Raw genomic sequence first — 19,156 nt, 5'->3', positions numbered from 1 at the left:
CGGGCGGGTCCGGCGCGGGGCGGGGGGGGGGGCCGGCCCGACCCGCCGCCGGCGCCGGGCAGGGGCCCGGCGCCGTCGGCGTGTCGGTCAGCCGCAGTACCGGATCAGCCACTCGTCCGGGTTGTAGGTGTCCCGCGCCGGGTCCGGCACCGTCGCCGGCTTCGTCTCCACCGTGTCCTGCGGGCGTATCCGCTCCGGCAGCGTGCCGAAGCGGTCGCGGCGCCGGGCCACGGCGTCGGCCGGGTCCTGGGATGTGGTGCGAGCGTCCGTACGGTGTGTCATCTCGTCCTCCCGTCCGCGCGGGCGTTCCCCGTTGTCGGTCACAACGCCCGCGTGACCCCGTTGGTTCCCGGCCGCCCGGTGGCCGAATCCCCCGGGACAGCGCAGGAACCGGGCCGCGGTCGTCGGCACCGCGGCCCGGTTCCAGGGGGACCACCCGGCCCTCAGGCCCCGCAGGACCGCAGGAAGCGCCGGGTGCGTACCGCGATCGGCAGCGGCTTGTCCGGCTCGCACGGGTACATGTCCTGCTCGACGATGGCGAACAGCTCCACGCCCAGCTTCTGTGCCGCCTCCAGCACCGGTCCCAGCTCCGGGACCCCGGAGGGCGGTTCGCACATCACCCCGCGCTGCACGGCCGGCCCGAACGGCACCCCGCCCGCGACCACCTCGGCGAGGATGTCCGGGTCGACCTGCTTGAGGTGCAGGTACCCGATGCGCTCGCCGTAGGTCTCGATCAGCTTGACGCTGTCCCCGCCGCAGTAGGCGTAGTGCCCGGTGTCCAGGCAGAGGTTGACCAGCTCGCTGTCGGTCGAGTCCAGGAAGCGCTCGACGTGTTCCTCGGTGTCGATGTGGGTGTCGGCGTGCGGGTGCACGACGATGTCCAGGCCGTAGGTCTCCTTGACCTCGTGGCCGAGCCGTTCCATGCCCTTCGTCAGGTGCGCCCACTGTTCGGCACTCAGCTCGGGCGGCTCGAGGATCTCGGCGGTCTTGTCGTCCCGCCAGAAGGAGGGGATGACGACCAGGTGCCGGGCGCCCATCGCCTGGGTGAGCGCGGCGACCTGGCTGACGTGCGCCCAGGTCTCCTCCCAGACGGCGGGGCCGCGGTGCATGCCGGTGAAGACCGTGCCCGCCGAGACCTTCAGGTTCCGCTTGGCCACCTCGTCGGTGAGCCGCGCGGGGTCGGTGGGGAGGTAGCCGTAGGGGCCGAGTTCGATCCAGTCGTATCCGGCCTCGGCGACCTCGTCGAGGAAGCGTTCCCAGGGCACCTGCTGGGGGTCGTCGGGGAACCAGACGCCCCAGGAGTCGGGGGCCGAGCCGACCCGGATGCGGTCGAGCGGGGTGGGGTGCGCCATGATCAGGGGGTTCCTTCCGGGGAGGTCGCGACGGGTGCGCTGAGGTCGCCCTCCTCGGGCAGCTCCTCCACGTCGACGCCGCGCACCTGGGCCAGCTCGTGCTTGAGCGCGGCGAGTTCGGCGCCGCCGGCCATGTGGTTGGTCAGCTCTTCGAGGCCGATCTCGCTGCGTTCGGCGCTCAGCTCCAGGGTGCCGAGGCGCAGGACGCCGAAGTGGTCGCCGACCATGTAGGCGTGGTGGGGGTTGTGGGTGATGAAGATGACGCCGAGGCCGCGGTCGCGGGCGGCGGCGATGTACTTCAGCACCACACCGGACTGCTTGACGCCGAGGGCGGCGGTGGGCTCGTCGAGGATGAGGACGCGGGCGCCGAAGTAGACGGCGCGGGCGATGGCCACGCACTGGCGCTGGCCGCCGGAGAGGGTGCCGATGGGCTGTTCCAGGTCGTCCAGGACGATGCCCATGTTGCGCAGTTCGTGGTCGGCGGTCTCCTTCATGCGGGCGATGTCCAGACGGCGCAGCGGCCAGGGGCCCTTGGTCATCTCGGAGCCGAGGAAGAAGTTCCGCCACACCGGCATCAGCGGGACGGTGGCGAGGTCCTGGTAGACGGTGGCGATGCCCCGGTCCAGGGCCTCGCGCGGGGTGGTGAACCGCACCGGCTGATCGTCGACGAGGAACTCGCCCTCGGTGTGCTGGTGCAGCCCCGAGATGATCTTGATGAGGGTGGACTTGCCGGCGCCGTTGTCGCCGAGCACGCAGGTCACCCGGCCGGCGTGGACCTTCAGGTCGACGCCGTGCAGGGCGCGGATGTTGCCGTAGGACTTGCCGGCGCCGCGCAGTTCGACCAGGGGCCCGTCCGGGGCGGGAACGCTGTCCTGGAGGACGGCGCCATGGGTTCCGGTGGTGTTGTCGGTCATCGCTTACCTCCGGGTCGCCGTGCGCTGGACCCACAGATTGATCAGGACGGCGCCGAGGAGCATCACGCCGAGGAAGGCCTTGAACCAGTCGGGGTTCCAGCCGGCGTAGACGATGCCCTGCTGCACCATGCCGAACATGAAGGCGCCGAAGACCGGGCCGATCGCGGAGCCGTAGCCGCCGGTGAGCAGGCAGCCGCCGATGACGGCCGCGGCGATGTAGATCAGCTCCTGGCCGACGCCCTCGCCGGACTGCACGGTGTTGAACGAGAACAGGTTGTGCATGCCGACGAACCAGGCGCCGAAGCCGACCAGCATGAACAGGGTGATCTTGGTGAACCTCACCGGGACGCCGACCGCGCGGGCGCTGTCCTTGTTGCCGCCGACGGCGAAGATCCAGTTGCCGTACTTGGTACGCAGCAGCACCCAGGTCGCGAGGGCCGCGAAGACCAGCCACCAGACCACGGTGATCTTCACCTGGACCCCGCCCACGTCGAAGGAGGAGGCGAAGACCTTCCTGGCCTGGTCGAAGCCGTCCATGTCACTGATGTCGTCGGTGGCGACGTTGCCGGTGACCAGCTTGGTGACGGCGAGGTTGGCACCCTGGAGGATCAGGAAGGTGCCGAGGGTGACCAGGAAGCTGGGCAGCCCGGTCTTCACCACCATCCAGCCGTTGAAGGCGCCGATCGCGAGGGACACGATCAGGGCGACGATCACGCCGGTCCACACGTTCAGGGTCAGCTGGTAGCTGAGCATGCTCGCGGTGAGCGCCGAGGAGATCACGGCGACGCCGGAGGAGAGGTCGAACTCCCCGCCGATCATCAGCAGGGCCACCGGGAGGGCCATGATGCCGATGGTCGAGGACTGGTACAGGATGTTCGCCATCGAGCTGCCGTCGCGCACCGGCGGCGCCGTGATCAGGAAGAAGACCAGGACGGCGACGGCGCCGAGGAAGACACCCACCTCGGGCCGGGCCAGCAGCCTCAGGGGCAGCGGGCGCCGGGCGGTACGGCCGTCGGTCTGCTTCGGGCCGGATGCCGGCGGCCTGCCGACCGCCGGCTCAGCCTGCTGGGCCATGCTCATCACCGGGTGCCCTTCGCGGCGAACCCGGCGACCTTGTCGACGTTGGACTTGTCCACGAAGGCCGGGCCGGTGAGCACGGCCTGCTCACCGCCGCCGCTGTAGTTGCCGTTGTTCTTGTAGAGCCACAGCGAGTCGACCGCCAGGTAGCCCTGGAGGTAGGGCTGCTGGTCGACGGCGAACTCGATGGTGCCCTTCTGCACCGCCTTGACCAGGTCCTTGTTGAGGTCGAAGGTGGCCACCTTCGCCTTGCTGCCCGCGTCGCCCACCGACTGCACCGCGGTCAGGGCGAAGGGGGCGCCGAGGGTGACGACGGTGTCGACGGACTTGTCCTGCTTCAGCTTGGCCGTGATGGTCGACTTCACGGACGGCATGTCGGTGCCGTTCACGTACAGGGTCTCAGTGGTGCCCTTGAACGTCTTCTTCACGCCGTCGCAGCGCTGGGTGAGGCCCACGTTGCCCTGTTCCTGGATCACGCAGACGATCTTCTTCGCGCCGGTGGTGTTGAGCTTGCCGCCGAACGCCTCGCCCGCCACGCTCTCGTCCTGCCCGAAGAACTCCAGCAGGCCGAGCTTCTTCCAGTCGCTCAGTCCGGAGTTGAGGCCGACCACCGGGATGCCGGCCTGCTCGGCCTTGGCGATGGCACCCTTCATCGCGTCGGGCTTGGCCAGGGTGACCGCGATGCCGTCGACCTTCTGGTCGATCGCGTTCTGCACGTAGGTGGCCTGGTTGCCCGCGTTGGGGTCGGCGGAGTAGATCAGCTTGATGTTGTCCTTGGCCGCCGCGGCCTCCGCGCCCTTGCGGACGGTGTCCCAGAAGGTGTCGCCGGGCGCCTGGTGGGTGACCAGGGCGACGGTCATGCGGGGGGTGTCGGCCTTGCCCGCGGAGGCGTTCGCCGCTTCCTCCTCGGCCTTCTTGCCGCCGGAACCGCTGGAGCAGCCGGCGAGGGTGAGGGCTGCCGCGGCGGCCATCGCCACGAGGGGGGCCAGTCCGCGGGAGCGGGGTCGAGAAGAGCGGTCCATCTTTCCTGCACCTCACTGTGCGTGCGACGGGGCAAGGACGCTGTTGCGTTGGGACGGGATACAAGCCTCTGTCGAGCCCGCTGTCAATACTTTGTTAAGACATCATTTCACGAGCAGGTCTGAATGTAAGTACAAAGCATTGACACCCTCGGCGCCGGGACCTACACCTGACAGGCATGAGCCCAGTACACCGCACCCCGCAGCGAACGGCACCGGGTGATCGCACGCTGGATCCCGTGACCTTCGCCCTGGACCGGTCGAGCCCGGTGCCGTTGTACCACCAGCTCGCCCAGCAGCTGGAGGCGGCCATCGAGCGCGGCGTCCTGGTGCCGGGGAACCTGCTCGGCAACGAGGTCGACCTGTCGGCGCGGCTCGGACTGTCCCGGCCGACCGTCCGCCAGGCGATCCAGTCCCTGGTCGACAAGGGGCTGCTGGTACGCCGCCGCGGGGTCGGTACGCAGGTGGTGCACAGCCAGGTCAAACGCTCGCTGGAACTCAGCAGCCTCTACGACGACCTGGAGTCGGCCGGACAGGGCCCGACCACCCGGGTGCTGCGCAACGAGCGGATCCCGGCGCCCCCCGACGTGGCCGCCGCCCTGGGCCTGCCGGAGGGCGCCGAGGTCGTCGTACTGGAGCGGCTGCGCCGCACACACGGCCGGCCGGTGGCGTTCCTGCGCAACCACCTGCCCGCGTCCCTGCTGGAACTCGGCACCGAGCGGCTGGAGTCCACGGGCCTGTACCGGATGCTGCGCTGCGCGGGCATCGTCCTGCACAGCGCCCGCCAGTCCATCGGCGCACGCGCCGCGAGCGCCGAGGAGGGCGCCCTGCTGGAGGAGCCCGAGGGCGCGGCCCTGCTGACCATGCGGCGCACCGCCTACGACGACGCGGGCCGGCCGGTGGAGCACGGCAGCCATGTCTACCGGGCGTCCCGGTACGCGTTCGACTTCCAACTGCTGGTCAGAAGCTGAAACGGAACGATCTGTTTCACACAGCCCCCTCGGCCGCCCGGGCCGAGGGGGCCGTTCCGTCCCGCCGTCGTCAACGGTGCAGGTGACGGTGACGATTACGTTTCGGGCAAGAGACACCCCAGTGCGACCGGAGCTATTGACGCATGAGCGGACATGGGGCTGTTATTACGCCCACGATGTTCGGTCGAGTTGGTTTCTGAGCGGTTTCGAACCTTTCGGTGATCAACTCATCCCCTTGGCCGAACCCTGTATTCCTTCAGGAGCCGCCATGCGCCTCTCCCCTTCCGGTCTCTCCGTCCCGGGTCCCAGCCGCCGTTCCCTGCTGCGCGGGGCCGGCGGTGCCGCCCTGCTCGCGGGCGCCGGCATACCCCTGCTGTCCGCCTGCGGAGGCAGCGGTTCCGGATCCGACCCGAAGACCGTCACCCTGGGCTCGAACGCCTCGGACGCGGTGCCCAAGAAGGCCTTCGAGAGCGTCTACGCGGCCTTCAAGAAGCAGTCCGGCCTCACCGTCGATGTGAACACCAAGGACCACAACACCTTCCAGGAGCAGATCAACTCGTATCTGCAGGGCACGCCGGACGACGTGTTCAACTGGTTCGCCGGATACCGCATGCAGTTCTTCGCGGCGAAGAAGCTGGCCTCGCCGATCGACGACGTGTGGGCGAAGATCGGGGACAACTTCCCCGAGGCGATGAAGAAGCTCAGCAAGGGCGAGGACGGCAAGTACTACTTCGTGCCGCTGACCACCTACCCCTGGGCGGTCTTCTACCGCAAGAGCGTCTTCCGGCAGCACGGCTACAAGGTCCCCACCACCTGGGACGACTTCGTCGCCCTGTGCAAGCAGATGAAGAAGGACGGCCTGGTCCCGATCGCCTTCGGCGACAAGGACGCCTGGCCGGCGATGGGCACCTTCGACCAGATCAACTTCCGCCTGAACGGCTACGACTTCCACGTCGAGCTGATGGCCGGCAAGGCGGCCTGGACCGACGCCAAGGTGAAGGACGTCTTCGACCACTGGGCCGAGATCCTCCCCTACCACCAGGACGGCTTCATGGGCCGCACCTGGCAGGACGCCGCGCAGAGCCTGGTCGCGAAGAAGGCCGGCATGTACCTCCTCGGCTCGTTCGTGGCCCAGCAGTTCACCGACAAGGCCGACCTGGACGACCTCGACTTCTTCGCCTTCCCGGAGATCAACTCCGCGTACGGCCAGGACACCGTCGAGGCCCCGACCGACGGCTTCATGGTCAGCAAGTCCCCGAAGAACCACGCGGGTGTCGTCAAGCTCCTGGAGTACCTGGGCAGCCCGGCGGCCGAGGAGCTGTACCTGAAGACCGACCCGAGCGTGGTCGCCGCCTCCAGCAAGGCCGACACCTCCTCCTACTCGCCGCTGCAGAAGAAGGCGTTCGAGATGATCGGCAGCGCCAAGAGCCTCACCCAGTTCATGGACCGCGACAGCCGCCCCGACTTCACCTCCACGGTGATGCAGCCGGGCCTGCAGAAGTTCCTCCAGAACCCCAAGGGCGTGGACAGCCTGCTGTCGTCCATCGAGCGCCAGAAGAAGACCATCTTCACGTCCTCGTGAGCGCCCCGATGACCACCGACACGACGACGAAGACCCCGGAGCCGGCGGCCGTGCCGGCTCCGGGGGCCGCGCCCGCGAAGAAGCGGGTCTCGCAGGGACACCGTCGCCTGCTGACCCGCCGTGACCGGATCACGCTCGCCCTCATGGCGGGCGTGCCCACCGTCCTGCACGTGATCCTCGTCTGGGTCACCGCCCTCGCCTCGATCCTCCTCGCCTTCACCACCTGGGACGGCATCGGGTTCGACTCGATCAAGTGGGTCGGCCTGGACAACTTCAAGCAGCTCTTCACCGACAACCCGCAGTTCTGGCCGGCCGTCCAGCACAACGTCGTCTGGTTCGTCGTACTGATCCTGATCCCGACGCCGTTCGGCCTGTTCCTCGCCGTTCAGCTCGACAAACGGATCCGGTTCAGCCGGGTCTACCAGACCGCGTACTTCCTGCCCGTCGTCATCTCGATGGCGTGCATCGGCTTCGTCTGGCAGCTGGTCTACAACCCGGACACGGGCCTGATCAACAGCATCATCGGCGCCAACGAGCCGGGCCACTACATCGACTGGATCGGCGACCCCGACCTCAACCTGTGGGCCGTCCTGATCGCCGCGTCCTGGCGGCACGCCGGCTACATGATGATCCTCTACCTGGCCGGCCTGAAGAGCGTCGACCCGTCGCTCAGGGAGGCGTCCGCGCTGGACGGCGCGGGCGAGTGGCAGACGTTCAAGAACGTCATCTTCCCGACCCTGCGCCCGACCAACACGGTCGTCCTCGTCGTCACCATCATCGAGGCACTGCGCGCCTTCGACCTGGTCTTCGTCTTCAACAAGGGCGCCCAGGGCACCGAGTTGCTGTCGATCCTGGTCACCAACAACATCATCGGCGAGTCCAGCCGCATCGGATACGGCTCCGCCATCGCCGTCGTCCTGCTGGTGATCTCCCTCGCCGTCATCATCCCGTACCTGATCGCCACCTTCCGGAAGGAGCGGCGCGCATGAGCACCGTGAGCGCCCTGGGAAAGCGGCGTACCCCGATCCGGCCGGCCCGGATCCTGCTGCACGTCTTCCTCGCGGGCACCGCCCTCGCCTGGCTGGCGCCCCTGCTCTGGGCGGTCTTCTCGGCCCTGCGCCCCTACAGCGAGACCAGCGCCAAGGGATACGTCTCCTGGCCGGACACGCTGAACTTCGACAACTTCAAAAACGCGTTCCAGCAGTCGGACATGCTCCACTACTTCGGCAACACGCTCATCATCGCGGTGCCGGCCGTACTGCTGACGCTGTTCCTGTCGTCGATGGTCGCCTTCTACGTCAGCCGCTTCGACTTCCGGCTCAACCTGGCGCTGCTGCTCGTCTTCACGGCGGGCAACCTGCTGCCGCAGCAGGTCATCATCACCCCGCTGTACCGGCTGTACCTGCTCACCGACCTGCCGGGCATCACCGCGAGCGGCAAGCTGTACGACTCCGCGCTCGGCCTCGTCCTGATCCACGTGGCGTTCCAGTCCGGCTTCTGCGCGTTCGTGCTGAGCAACTACATGCGCTCGCTGCCGCACGAGCTGACCGAGGCCGCGCTGGTCGACGGCGCCTCGGTGTGGCGGCTGTACTGGCAGATCACGCTGCCGCTGTGCAAGCCGGCGATGGCGGCCCTGGCGACGCTGCTGTCCATCTGGATCTACAACGACTTCTTCTGGGCCCTCGTGCTGATCTCCACCGGTGAGAACATGCCGATCACCTCGGCGCTGAACAACCTCTCCGGGCAGTACTTCACCGACCCCAACCTGGTCGCCGCCGGCGCGCTGCTGACCGCGATCCCCACCCTGATCGTGTACTTCGTGCTCCAGCGCCAGTTCGTCAGCGGCCTGACCCTGGGCTCCAACAAGGGCTGAGGGGCCCGCACTTGAAAGAGACCACCGTGAAGCGCACTCTGTCCGTCCCCGGCATCGCCTACGGCGGCGACTACAACCCCGAGCAGTGGCCCGAGGAGGTGTGGGCCGAGGACATGCGCCTGATGCGCGAGGCCGGGGTGAACCTGGTCAGCGTCGGCATCTTCTCGTGGGCCCTGCTGGAGCCGTCCGAGGGCGTGTACGACTTCTCGCGCATGGACAAGATCCTGGACCTGCTGCACGAGAACGGCATCGCCGCCGACCTCGCCACGCCCACGGCGGCGCCGCCGGCCTGGTTCTTCCGGGCCCACCCGGAAGCACTGCCCGCCGACCGGGACGGCCGTACCCTCTCCTACGGCAGCCGCCAGACGTTCTGCCCGTCCAGCCCCGCCTACCGGCAGGCCGCGCTGCGCATCGCGGGCGCGCTCGCCGAGCGGTACGCGGACCACCCGGCGGTCCGCATGTGGCACGTGCACAACGAGTACGGCTGCCACAACGCGGCCTGCTACTGCGACACCAGCGCGGCGGCCTTCCGGCGCTGGCTGCGCGACCGGTACGGCGACGATCTGGCGGCCCTCAACCACGCCTGGGGCACCGCGTTCTGGTCCCAGTGGTACTACGACTGGGACGAGATCCTGCCGCCGCGCGCCACCGGCGCCGTGTCCAACCCGACGCACCGGCTGGACTGGCGGCGGTTCTGCTCCGACGAGCTGCTGTCGCTGTACACGGCGGAACGGGACGTGCTCCGGGCGGCGGCGCCCACGGTCCCGGCCACCACCAACTTCATGGTGAACTTCAGCTTCGACGCCCTGGACTACTGGCGCTGGGCCCCCGAGCTGGACATCGTCTCCAACGACCACTACCTCCGGTCCACCGACCCCGAGCCGCAGATCGACATCGCGCTCAGCGGCGACCTGACGCGCTCGCTCGCGGACGGCCCGTGGCTGCTGATGGAGCACTCGACCGGCGCGGTCAACTGGCAGCCCGTCAACCGAGCGAAGGACCCCGGTCAGTTGCGCCGGGACGCGCTCGCCCACGTGGCGCGCGGCGCGGACGGCATCGCGTACTTCCAGTGGCGGCAGTCCAAGGCGGGTGCCGAGCAGTGGCACTCGGCGATGGTGCCGCACGCCGGGACGGACAGCCAGATCTGGCGGGACGTGGTCCGGCTCGGCGCCGACCTGAAGGCGCTGGCCGAGGTGCGCGGCAGCACCGGCACCGCCGAGGTCGCGATCGTCTGGGACTGGAACGCCCGCTGGGCCCTGGAACTCCCCTCCCAGCCCAGCGGCGAGCTGTGCTACCTGGACCTGGTCCGGGCCTGGTACGAGCCGCTGTGGCGGTCGGGCGTGGCCGTGGACTTCGTCCGGCCGGACGCGGACCTGACCGGCTACCGGCTGGTGCTGGCCCCGAACCTGTACCTGGTCGACGAGGCGGGCGCGGCGAACCTCACGTCGTACGCCGCGGGCGGCGGCACCCTGGCGGTCGGCTTCCACAGCGGGGCGGTGGACGAGAACTGCCATGCCCGGCTGGGTGGTTACCCAGGAGCGTTCCGGGAGGTGCTGGGCGTCCGTTCCGACGAGCCGTTCCCGCTGCTGCCCGGGGAACCGGTCGCGCTGAGCGGTGCCGTGCCGGACGGGGCGACGGGCTCCCTGTGGTCGGAGCGGCTGCGGCTCGCGGGTGCCGAGGCGGTCGCCTCGTACGCCGACGGGCCTCTGGCCGGGGTTCCGGCGGTGACCCGCCTCGCGCACGGCACCGGGTCCGCCTGGTACCTGGCCACCCTGCCCGACCCGGCCACGCTGGCCGCGCTGCTGGACCGCGTCCGCGAGGAGGCGGGCGTGACGCCGGTGCGGACCGCCCCGCCCGGGGTGGAGGTGGTCCGCCGGCGCGGCCCGGAGGCGGACTACCTGTTCGTCATCGACCACACCGGTCAGGGCGCCGAAGTCCCGGTGCTGCCGGGCTCGTTCGAGCTGCTGACCGGCAAGGAGACGACCGGCACGGTCACCGTCGCACCCGGTGACGTGGCCGTCGTACGCGAGCCGCGCGGTCAGTGAGCCCCGCGGTCGTGCGGGGGTCGTGCGCAAGCCGCACGATCAGTGAGCCGTCGGTCGTATGGGAGCCGCACGACCACTGAGCCCCGCGGTCGTGCGCAAGCCGCATGATCAGTGAGCCCCGCGCTCGCGCCCAAGCCGCACCGCAAGTGGGCCGTGCCGTCGTACGCGAGCCGCGCGGTCAGTGAGCCGCGTCCAGCCGGGCGCGTTGTTCCTCGGTGAGTTCCAGGTCGACGGCGGCGAGACTCTCGTCGAGCTGGGCCACCGAGGAGGCGCCGACGAGCGGGATCAGGGGCAGCTCGCCGCCCGACTGCCAGGCGAGCACGACCTGGTTGACGGTCGCCCCGGTCTCCCGGGCCACCTCGCGCAGCACCGTGAGCCGGGCCGGGGTGCCGGGGTGGTCGTAGTCCGGCGGCAGCGGCTTGTCGGCGCGGGTGTAGGCACCGGTGAGCAGCGGTGAGTAGGCGACCAGGGTCAGCTCCGGCTCGGCCCGCAGGTAGCTCAGGAGCTGGGCGTCGGCGCCGCCGAGGCTGCCGTCCGGGAACAGCTCGCTCGGCACGTCCGTGCGCGGGCGCAGATAGCTGTGCTGGTACTGGAGCACCTCGTACCCCGGCAGTCCCGCCGCCGCAGCGAGGGCGCGGGCCCGTTCCACCCGCCACACCGCGTGGTTGCTGACGCCGAGCAGGCCGACAGTGCCCTCGGCGACGAGCGCGGCGAAGCCCTCGACGGTCTCCGCGAGCGGGACGGCGGGGTCCTCTATGTGCGCGTAGAGCAGGTCCAGCCGGTCCACGCCGAGCAGTTCCCGGCTGCGTTCGGCCGACTCCCGGATGACCTTGGCGGACAGACCCTCGGCGTTGCCGGTGTAGCTGGTGCCGGGGGCGAGGGGCCGGGCGCCGAGCTTGGTGGCGATGACGATCTCCTCGCCGATGCCCCGGCTGCGCCGCCACCGCCCGAGCAGTTCCTCGCTCTGACCGCCCTGGCCCCCGTCCTCCCAGAAGGCGTAGTTGTCGGAGGTGTCGATGAAGGTCCCGCCGGCCTCGACATAGCGGTCGAGGACGGCGAAGGAGGTCTTCTCGTCGGTGCGCGACCCGAACAGCATCGCGCCGAGCGCGAGCACGCTCACCTTCCGGCGGGTGGCCGGATCGGTGCCGATGGTGCGGTACTTCATGCTGGTCCTTCCCGTTCACGGCTGATAGCACGGGAGTGTTCAGTTTGAAGTGCACGCGAAGTCAAGGAACTCGACGCCGGCTCACCGGAGGTTTCCTGTGCTGCGAGCGATGCTGACGGCGGGCGCGGTCCTCGCCGCCCTCCTGACCCCCGTCACCGCCCACGCCGGGGAGACGGGGCAGGACGTCCCCCGGCTCACCGACCGGCAGGGGCGGGTGCTCACCCTGCGCGGCTGGAACATCGAGGACAAGGCGCACCGGGGCGAGGAGGCCCTGACCGCCGTCACCGAACGCCATCTGCGGGACATGCGCGCCCGGGGCTTCGACTTCGCCCGGCTGCTGGTCTTCTGGGACGACCTGGAGCCCCGGCCAGGACAGTACAGCCAAAGTTACCTGCGGAAGATCGAGCGCGTTCTGGACTGGGCCCGGCGCCACGACGTGAAGGTCGTCATCGACGCCCACCAGGACGTCTTCGGACCCGCCTTCGGCCACCGCGGCATACCGGAGTGGGCGACCCGGACGGATGGGCTGCCGTTCACCGCGCGCCCGGACGACTGGTTCGCCGAGTACTTCGAACCCGCCGTGCAGCGCGCCTTCACCCATCTCTACGAGGACGAGGACCTGCGGCGCGCCCAGGCCGGGATGTGGCGCACCCTCGCCGCCCGGTTCGCCCGCCATCCGGCCGTGCTCGGCTACGACCTGATCAACGAGCCGATGGGTGAGCCGAAGCCCGGGGAGGACCTGCCGACGGCCGCGCGCCGCATCGAACGCGAGCAGCTGACGCCGATGTACAACCGCCTGGCCGAAGCCGTCCGTTCGGCCGACCGGGACGCCTGGCTGTTCGTGGAGCCGACCCCGATCGTGGGCGAGGGCGTACCGACCGGCCTCGGCCGCGTCCACGATCCCCGGGTCGTGTACGCGCCGCACTTCTACAACGCGGCCATGGAGGCGGGCGCCGACTACGACCCCGGGGCCGGCTGGATCGAGGCGTACGAGCGGGCCGTCACCGCGTACCCGAGGCGGTACCGGGTCCCGGTGGTGGTCGGCGAGTGGGGTCCGCCGGACAGCTCCCTGCCGCACATGGACCGCTTCTACCGGGACGCGATGGCCTCCCTGGGCCGCTACGCGTCCGGCTGGGCGGGCTATGTGTGGTGCTACGGCGGCGGGTACTGCGCGGTCGACGGCGCCGGCGCCTTCCGCGCCCACAAGGAGCTGACCGCCGAGCCGTACGCGCAGGCCGTGGCGGGCACGGTCCGCTTCGCCGCGTACGACGCCCGGGCGGGCGTGTACCGGCTGGTCTACCGCGCGGCGCCGCACGGCTCCCGGGTGACGGAACTGTCCCTGCCGCCGGGCGCCTGGCGGATCACGGCCGACGGCGGCGCGAGCGTCGTACGCCGGACGGCCGGCCGGGCCTGGGTTCAGGCCGCCCCGGGCGGCCTGGTGGCCGTCACCGTGCGGCGGGGCTGACCGCGCCGTGGGCCCGGGCCCCGCGGGGGGGGGGGGGGGGCCCCGGCGGGGGGCGCGGCCGGGGGGGGGGGGGGGCCGCGCCCCCCGCCGCGGGGGTGGGTCAGACGGCAGGGTGCGTCGGCTCCTCCTCGAAGCGCGCGTGGAACCGGCGGGTGTGGTCCACCTGGCGTGCGGGGCCGGTCAGGGTGACCGTCGCCGTCAGCCGGGCGTCGCTGCTGGACGCCGCCAGACGCAGCTCCAGCTCGCCCGGTTCGACCACCCGGCGCCCGTCGCGGCCGGTGAAGGAGGCCAGGTCGGCCGGCACGGTGACCCGCAGCCGGCGGGCCTCGCCCGGGGCGAGCGGGACCCGGGCGTAGCCGACGAGGCGCTGGACCGGCTGGACGACGGAGGCGACCGGGTCGTGCAGATAGAGCTGGACGACTTCGGTGCCGTGCCGCTCCCCCGTGTTGCGCACGGTGAGGGCGAGGGAGAACGCGCCGCTCGTGTCCGTCTCCGGCCGGTCGACCGTCAGCTCGCCCCACTCGAAGGACGTGTAGGACAGGCCGTGTCCGAACGCGAAGGCCGCCGTGGGATCGATGTTGGACACGTCGCTGGCCTGGGCGAGCCGGGCGCCGAGGTAGCCGGCGGGCTGGCCGCCGGTACCGCGGGGCACGCTGACGGGCAGCCGTCCGGACGGGTTGGTCCGGCCGCTGAGCACGCCGGCGATGGCCGTGGTGCCCTCCACCCCGGGGAAGAAGGACTGCACGATGGCGGCGGCCTCGTTCACGGCGCGGCCGAGGGCGTAGGGCCGGCCGGCCAGCAGGACCGTCACCACCGGTGTGCCGGTGTCGAGCAGCGCGTCGAGCAGGCGCTGCTGGGCGCCGGGCAGCGCCAGGGACTCGGCGTCGCAGCCCTCGCCGCTGGTGCCGCGGCCGAAGAGGCCCGCGCGGTCGCCGAGGGCCGCGACGACGACGTCGGCCCGGCGCGCGGTGTCGACGGCCTCGGCGATGCCGAGGACGTCACCGTCGTCCACGCGGGTGCCGTGTACGACGGTGAACTCCGCGTCGGGGAACTCGCGCCGGAGGGCGTCCTCCAGGGTGGGCAGGTCGATGCCGGGCGGGGTCCCCGGGTGGTGCACGCCGACGTGCTGGGGGAAGGAGTAGCAGCCCAGTACGGCCGTGGCCTCGGTCGCGTTGGGGCCGATCAGGGCGATGCGGCGCGGCCGGCCGAGGGGCAGGGTGCCGTCGTTGCGCAGCAGGACGACCGCTTCCTCGGCGACCGTGCGGGCCAGTTCCCGGTTCTCGGGGGTGTCCAGGTCGACGGTGCCGCGCAGGGTGTCGGGGTCGTCCAGGTCCGCTCCCCCGAGGGCGGCCGGGACCGGGTTCCAGTCCGCGTCGAGCAGGCCGAGCCGGGCCTTCTGGAGGAGCACCCGGCGCAGCGCGCGGTCGATCAGCGCCTCCGGTACCCGGCCGGCGGCGACGGCTTCGGCCAGGGGCGCGCCGAACGTCTTGACGGTGGGCAGTTCCACGTCGACGCCCGCGCGCAGGGCGGTGCCCGCCGCCTCCGCCCAGTCGCCGGCGACGCCGTGCAGGGTGCTGAGGAACGCGATGCCGAAGTAGTCGGCGACGACCGTGCCTTCGAAGCCCCAGGTGTCCCGGAGCAGCCCGGTGAGCAGGTCCTCGTCGGCCGCCGAGGGCATCCCGTCGGTGTCGGTGTAGGCGTGCATGACGGAGTCGGCCGCGCCTTCGCGCACGGCCATCTCGAAGGGGGGCAGCAGGACGTCAGCCCGCTCGCGCGGGCCCATGCCGACGGGGGCGAGGTTGCGCCCGGCGCGGGAGGCGGAGTAGCCGGCGAAGTGCTTCAGGGTGGCGACGACACCGGCGGACTGCAGGCCCTGGACGTAGGCGGTGCCGATGCTGCCGACGAGGTAGGGGTCCTCTCCGATGGTCTCCTCGACGCGGCCCCAGCGGGCGTCCCGCACCACGTCCAGGACGGGCGCGAGGCCCTGGTGGACGCCGACGGACCGCATGTCGCGGCCGATGGCGGCGGCCATCCGGCGGATGAGGGCGGGGTCGAAGGTGGCTCCCCAGGACAGCGGGACGGGGTAGGCGGTGGCGCCCCAGGTGGCGAATCCGGCCAGGCACTCCTCGTGGGCCAGGGCGGGGATGCCGAAGCGGTTCGCGGCGGCGATCCGGGTCTGGGTGCGCAGCAGGGAGAGCGCGCCGAGCGCGGGGTCGACGGGGGCCGTGCCGAAGGGGCGGGTCAGCTGGCCGAGCCCGGCCGGCAGGAGGGCGTCGAGGTCGACGGCCTCCTCCATGTCGTGCTGGTGCGGGGCGACTTCGCCGCCCTCGTCGGACGCGCCGACCCACACGCCGTACAGCTGGGCGATCTTCTCCTCGACGGTCATCGCGTCGATCAGCGCGGACACGCGGGTGCCGATGTTCTGGGTCGGGTCGTTCCAGAGGGGGATCTCGGGGGTGGTCTCTACGGCCACGTTGGTGGTCACTTTCCTCCCATGCCCATCAGGCCCTGGACGAGGGCCCGTCGGGCGAACAGGTAGACGAGCAGGACGGGCACCATGGACAGCGTCACGGCTCCCAGCAGGCCGGGGATGTCGATGCCGTGTTCGGTCTGGAAGTTGTACAGACCCAGGGTGATGACCTTGGTCGAGTCGGACTGGGTCAGGACGAGCGGGAACAGGAAGCCGTTCCAGGCCTGGAGCGCGGAGAACACCACGATCGTGGACAGGCCGCCGCGCGAGAGCGGCACGACGAGCTGGAAGAACATCCGCCGCGGGGTCGCTCCGTCCACCGTCATGGCCTCGAACAGCTCCGGGGAGATGTCGCGCATGGAGCCGCTGAGGATGAGCGCGGACATCGGCAGGCAGAACGCGGCCGTGGGCAGGATGACCCCGAGGAGGTTGTCGTACAGACCGGCCTCGCTGATCAGGTAGAACATCGGCACGATGACGGCCTGGGCGGGGATGGCGAGACCCAGCAGGAACAGCCGGAAGATCTGCGAGGTGACACGGCTGCGGCTGCGGACGATCGCGTAGGCCAGGGGCGGTACGAGCAGCAGCACCACGGCGACGACACAGACGGTGACGACGATGGTGTTGAGGAAGTACTGCCCGAAGCCCGAGTCGAACGCCCCGGTGTAGTTGTCGAGGGTGAAGTCGCCGGGGAAGGACAGCGGGCCCTTCTTCGCGTAGTCCTGCCGTGAGCGCAGGGTCGCGGCGAGCATCACGTACAGCGGCAGGCCCACCAGGACGAGCCAGACGATCGAGCCCGCTCCGGCCAGGTAGTTGGGGCGGCGCCTCATGACACCCCCTCCATGTCGCTGCGCATCTTGTCGTAGCCGGAGACGCGGACGACGATCAGCGAGACCACCGTGGCGGCGACGACCAGGCACAGGGCGATGGCCGAGCCGGCGCCGAAGTCGAAGCCCTTGAAGGCCTTCTGGTACATGTAGTAGGCGCTGATCGTGGTGTCGGTGCCCGGTCCGCCCTGGGTGAGGATGAGCACGGTCTCGAACGTGGTGAGCCCGCCGACGATCATCAGGATCATCGAGGTGACGATCGAGTTGCGCAGCTGCGGCAGGGTGATGTGGAAGAACTGGCGGTAGCGTCCCGCGCCGTCGATCTCCGCCGCCTGGTACAGCACCGGCGGGATCGCCCGGGCGGCGCCCTGGTAGATCAGCGTGTGGAACGGCGTGAACTGCCAGGTGCTGACGAAGGCCAGCACCCCGATGGCCGAGGCCTGCTCACCGAACAGGTTGCCGTCCCCGAACAGCCAGGTCATGCGCGCGGGGATGCCGAAGTTCGGGTCGAGCAGCGCCCGCCAGAGCACCGACACGGCGGTGGAGGACAGCAGCAGCGGGATGAAGTAGATCGCCGAGAGGACGGCGCGGTTGCGCTGGTGTCCGGCGGCCCAGACGCCGAGCACGATGCTCAGCGGGGTCTGGATGACCACGCCCAGGGCGGTGAGCAGCAGGGTGAGCCAGATGCTCTTGATCATGACGGGGTCGTCGAGGATGCGCTTCCAGTTGTCCGTGCCGACGAACTGCGGTGACCCCAGGCCGTTCCAGCTCATGAAGGACAGCACCGCCACCATGATCAGCGGTGCGAGGGCGAAGAGGGCGAAGAACAGGGTGGCGGGCAGCGCCCAGACGAAGCCGGGGCGCGTGCCGCGTGCGGTGTAGGAGTCCTCCGGCCGCCGCCGGGCCTTCTTGGAAGGCACGGCGGAGGGCGGAGCGCTCGTGAGCTGTGTGGTCATGAGCGGTTCATTCGGTCGGGAGGGCCTGCATGGCCTTGATGAAGCCGTCCGCGTCGAGCTGTCCGTTGAAGAACTGCTGGACGGCCTGGTGGATCGGCGTCATGGCCGACGGCGGGAAGGCCTGGTCCCAGGACAGCTGGAAGGACTTGGCCTTGGCGACCAGGTCGTACTGGAAGCGGGAGTACGCGGGGCTGGCCGAATTGTCGAGGAACTTCGGGGTGTTGGTGGTGGTGGGCAGGTTGCCGATGGCCATCTGGGCCTTGACGAACTCGTCGGAGTACATCAGCTTCAGGAACTCGGCGACCGCCTCGGGGTGCTTGGTCTTCTTCAGCACCGAGTAGAAGTTGTTGGTGTTGCCGACGACGTCGGTCGGGTCACCCTTGCCGCCGGGGATCGTCGGGAACGTGCCGTAGCCCAGGCCCTTGGCGGCGAAGTCCTTCGCGTCCTGCTGCTGCTGCGCGTAGTACCAGGACCCCATCAGCTCGAAGCCGGCCTTGCCCTGGGCCACGAGCGCGGGCGAGGCGCCGTTGGTGTACTTCACCGAGTCGTAGTTCTTGCCGAAGGCGCCGGTGTCGACCAGCTCCTTGAGCATGCCGAGCGCCTTCTTGCTGTCCGCGCTCGCCCAGGCGTCCTTGTCGCCGCGCAGGGCCTTCTGGAACAGCTCCGGGCCGGCCACACGGTCGTAGACGTACTCGAACCACATCAGCGTCGGCCACTGGTCGCCGCCGCCGAGGGCGATGGGGGTGACGCCCGCGGACTTGAGCTTCTTGACGGCGTCGAGCAGCTGGTCCCAGGTCTGGGGCTGCTTCACGCCCGCCTTGTCGAGCACGTTCTTGTTGTTGAACAGCAGCACCGGCTGCGTGCCGCGCATGGGGATGCCGTACGGCTTTCCGTCGACGACCGCGCTGTTGTAGACGCTGGGCAGGAACTTGTCGTCGAGGTTCGGGTCCTTCTTGACGAAGTCGTCCAGCGGCATCAGCAGCCCGGCCTTGACGAACGGCTGGATGCTGCCGCCGCCCCAGTTGAAGAAGATGTCCGGTGCCTGGGGCGTGTTGATGATCGTCTGCAGCTTCTGCTGGTAGTCGGCGCCGGGGATGGTGTCGAGGACGGCCTTGACCTTCGACGTCTTGTTGAACGTGTCGACGATCTGCTTCTCGACCTTGTTGCTGGCGTCCCCGTACACCAGCACATGGATCTTGCCGTCGTTCGAGGAACCCCCGCCGCTGCCGTTCCCGCATGCGGCGAGACTCGCCGCCAGCGCGAGCGTCGCACCGCAGGCGAGCACCCGGGGCATCCGTGTACGCATGATCATCCGCCTTCCGAAAGTTTCGGCTCTGGACCCGAAAGTCATGCGCTGGACAGTAGGAGTGGAGAGAAGAAATGGTCAACGGTCGTGCACCTACGCGGCCAAACCGTTATCCGGCCGAGTGGCCTATGCTG

General features: G+C 70.2%; 16 protein-coding genes. 6 read left to right on the top strand and 10 right to left on the bottom strand.

Annotated elements, in window-relative coordinates; all coding sequences use genetic code 11:
* Positions 1 to 87: 87 nt before the first annotated feature.
* From AB0L21_RS31925 to AB0L21_RS31905, 5 genes are all read right to left on the bottom strand, one after another.
* The gene (locus AB0L21_RS31925; protein WP_365787936.1) at positions 88 to 282 is read right to left on the bottom strand and encodes a hypothetical protein; all 195 of its coding nucleotides are present in this window, start codon (positions 280 to 282) and stop codon (positions 88 to 90) included.
* Between the two features lie 161 nt (positions 283 to 443).
* Positions 444 to 1,352: a sugar phosphate isomerase/epimerase gene (locus AB0L21_RS31920; protein WP_365702025.1), complete on the bottom strand. Its 909-nt coding sequence runs from the start codon at positions 1,350 to 1,352 to the stop codon at positions 444 to 446.
* Positions 1,353 to 1,354: 2 nt separating this feature from the next.
* A complete protein-coding gene (locus AB0L21_RS31915; RefSeq protein ID WP_365787934.1) occupies positions 1,355 to 2,266 on the bottom strand; it encodes an ATP-binding cassette domain-containing protein in 912 nt (303 codons plus the stop codon).
* A 3-nt stretch (positions 2,267 to 2,269) separates the two neighbouring features.
* Positions 2,270 to 3,346 carry an ABC transporter permease gene (locus AB0L21_RS31910; RefSeq protein ID WP_365787932.1) on the bottom strand — a complete coding sequence of 359 codons (1,077 nt, stop codon included), beginning with the start codon at positions 3,344 to 3,346 and terminating at the stop codon, positions 2,270 to 2,272.
* Positions 3,346 to 4,365 (bottom strand): sugar ABC transporter substrate-binding protein, encoded by a 1,020-nt coding sequence (locus AB0L21_RS31905; RefSeq protein ID WP_365787930.1) that lies wholly within the window; start codon positions 4,363 to 4,365, stop codon positions 3,346 to 3,348. Before AB0L21_RS31905 ends, AB0L21_RS31910 begins: the two co-directional genes overlap by 1 nt.
* A 176-nt stretch (positions 4,366 to 4,541) precedes the next feature.
* Between AB0L21_RS31905 and AB0L21_RS31900 the strand changes: the two genes are divergently transcribed.
* The 5 genes from AB0L21_RS31900 (at position 4,542) to AB0L21_RS31880 (ending at position 10,833) form a co-directional block, all read left to right on the top strand.
* The gene (locus tag AB0L21_RS31900) at positions 4,542 to 5,333 is read left to right on the top strand and encodes a GntR family transcriptional regulator (protein WP_365702017.1); all 792 of its coding nucleotides are present in this window, start codon (positions 4,542 to 4,544) and stop codon (positions 5,331 to 5,333) included.
* Between the two features lie 268 nt (positions 5,334 to 5,601).
* Positions 5,602 to 6,915, top strand: coding sequence for an ABC transporter substrate-binding protein (locus AB0L21_RS31895; protein ID WP_365787928.1), 1,314 nt, complete (start codon positions 5,602 to 5,604; stop codon positions 6,913 to 6,915).
* Between the two features lie 8 nt (positions 6,916 to 6,923).
* Positions 6,924 to 7,904 carry a sugar ABC transporter permease gene (locus AB0L21_RS31890; protein ID WP_365702013.1) on the top strand — a complete coding sequence of 327 codons (981 nt, stop codon included), beginning with the start codon at positions 6,924 to 6,926 and terminating at the stop codon, positions 7,902 to 7,904.
* Positions 7,901 to 8,788: a carbohydrate ABC transporter permease gene (locus AB0L21_RS31885; protein WP_365702011.1), complete on the top strand. Its 888-nt coding sequence runs from the start codon at positions 7,901 to 7,903 to the stop codon at positions 8,786 to 8,788. Before AB0L21_RS31890 ends, AB0L21_RS31885 begins: the two co-directional genes overlap by 4 nt.
* 26 nt (positions 8,789 to 8,814) lie before the next feature.
* Positions 8,815 to 10,833, top strand: a complete 2,019-nt coding sequence (locus tag AB0L21_RS31880; protein ID WP_365787926.1) for a beta-galactosidase — start codon at positions 8,815 to 8,817, stop codon at positions 10,831 to 10,833.
* Between the two features lie 178 nt (positions 10,834 to 11,011).
* On the opposite strand, the gene AB0L21_RS31875 is transcribed toward AB0L21_RS31880, so the two are convergent.
* Positions 11,012 to 11,998: an aldo/keto reductase gene (locus tag AB0L21_RS31875; protein WP_365787924.1), complete on the bottom strand. Its 987-nt coding sequence runs from the start codon at positions 11,996 to 11,998 to the stop codon at positions 11,012 to 11,014.
* 97 nt (positions 11,999 to 12,095) lie between these two features.
* Between AB0L21_RS31875 and AB0L21_RS31870 the strand changes: the two genes are divergently transcribed.
* Positions 12,096 to 13,463 carry a cellulase family glycosylhydrolase gene (locus tag AB0L21_RS31870; protein WP_365787922.1) on the top strand — a complete coding sequence of 456 codons (1,368 nt, stop codon included), beginning with the start codon at positions 12,096 to 12,098 and terminating at the stop codon, positions 13,461 to 13,463.
* A gap of 100 nt (positions 13,464 to 13,563) precedes the next feature.
* Here the strand turns inward: AB0L21_RS31870 and AB0L21_RS31865 are convergent, their stop codons facing one another.
* From AB0L21_RS31865 to AB0L21_RS31850, 4 genes are read right to left on the bottom strand one after another with little or no spacing between them, the layout of a single operon-like run.
* Entirely contained in the window at positions 13,564 to 15,948 is a 2,385-nt protein-coding gene (locus AB0L21_RS31865) for a glycoside hydrolase family 3 N-terminal domain-containing protein (RefSeq protein WP_365787920.1), read from the bottom strand.
* On the bottom strand, positions 15,945 to 16,763 hold the full coding sequence (locus AB0L21_RS31860) for a carbohydrate ABC transporter permease (RefSeq protein WP_365708504.1): 819 nt from the start codon (positions 16,761 to 16,763) through the stop codon (positions 15,945 to 15,947). Before AB0L21_RS31860 ends, AB0L21_RS31865 begins: the two co-directional genes overlap by 4 nt.
* Entirely contained in the window at positions 16,760 to 17,716 is a 957-nt protein-coding gene (locus AB0L21_RS31855) for a sugar ABC transporter permease (protein ID WP_365787918.1), read from the bottom strand. Before AB0L21_RS31855 ends, AB0L21_RS31860 begins: the two co-directional genes overlap by 4 nt.
* A gap of 7 nt (positions 17,717 to 17,723) precedes the next feature.
* Positions 17,724 to 19,028, bottom strand: coding sequence for an extracellular solute-binding protein (locus tag AB0L21_RS31850; RefSeq protein WP_365787917.1), 1,305 nt, complete (start codon positions 19,026 to 19,028; stop codon positions 17,724 to 17,726).
* Positions 19,029 to 19,156: the final 128 nt, after the last annotated feature.

Origin of the sequence: Streptomyces sp. NPDC052721 (assembly GCF_040678315.1) — a bacterium.
Taxonomy (GTDB): Bacteria; Actinomycetota; Actinomycetes; order Streptomycetales; family Streptomycetaceae; genus Streptomyces.
This window is presented reverse-complemented; position numbering and strand designations above follow the sequence as displayed.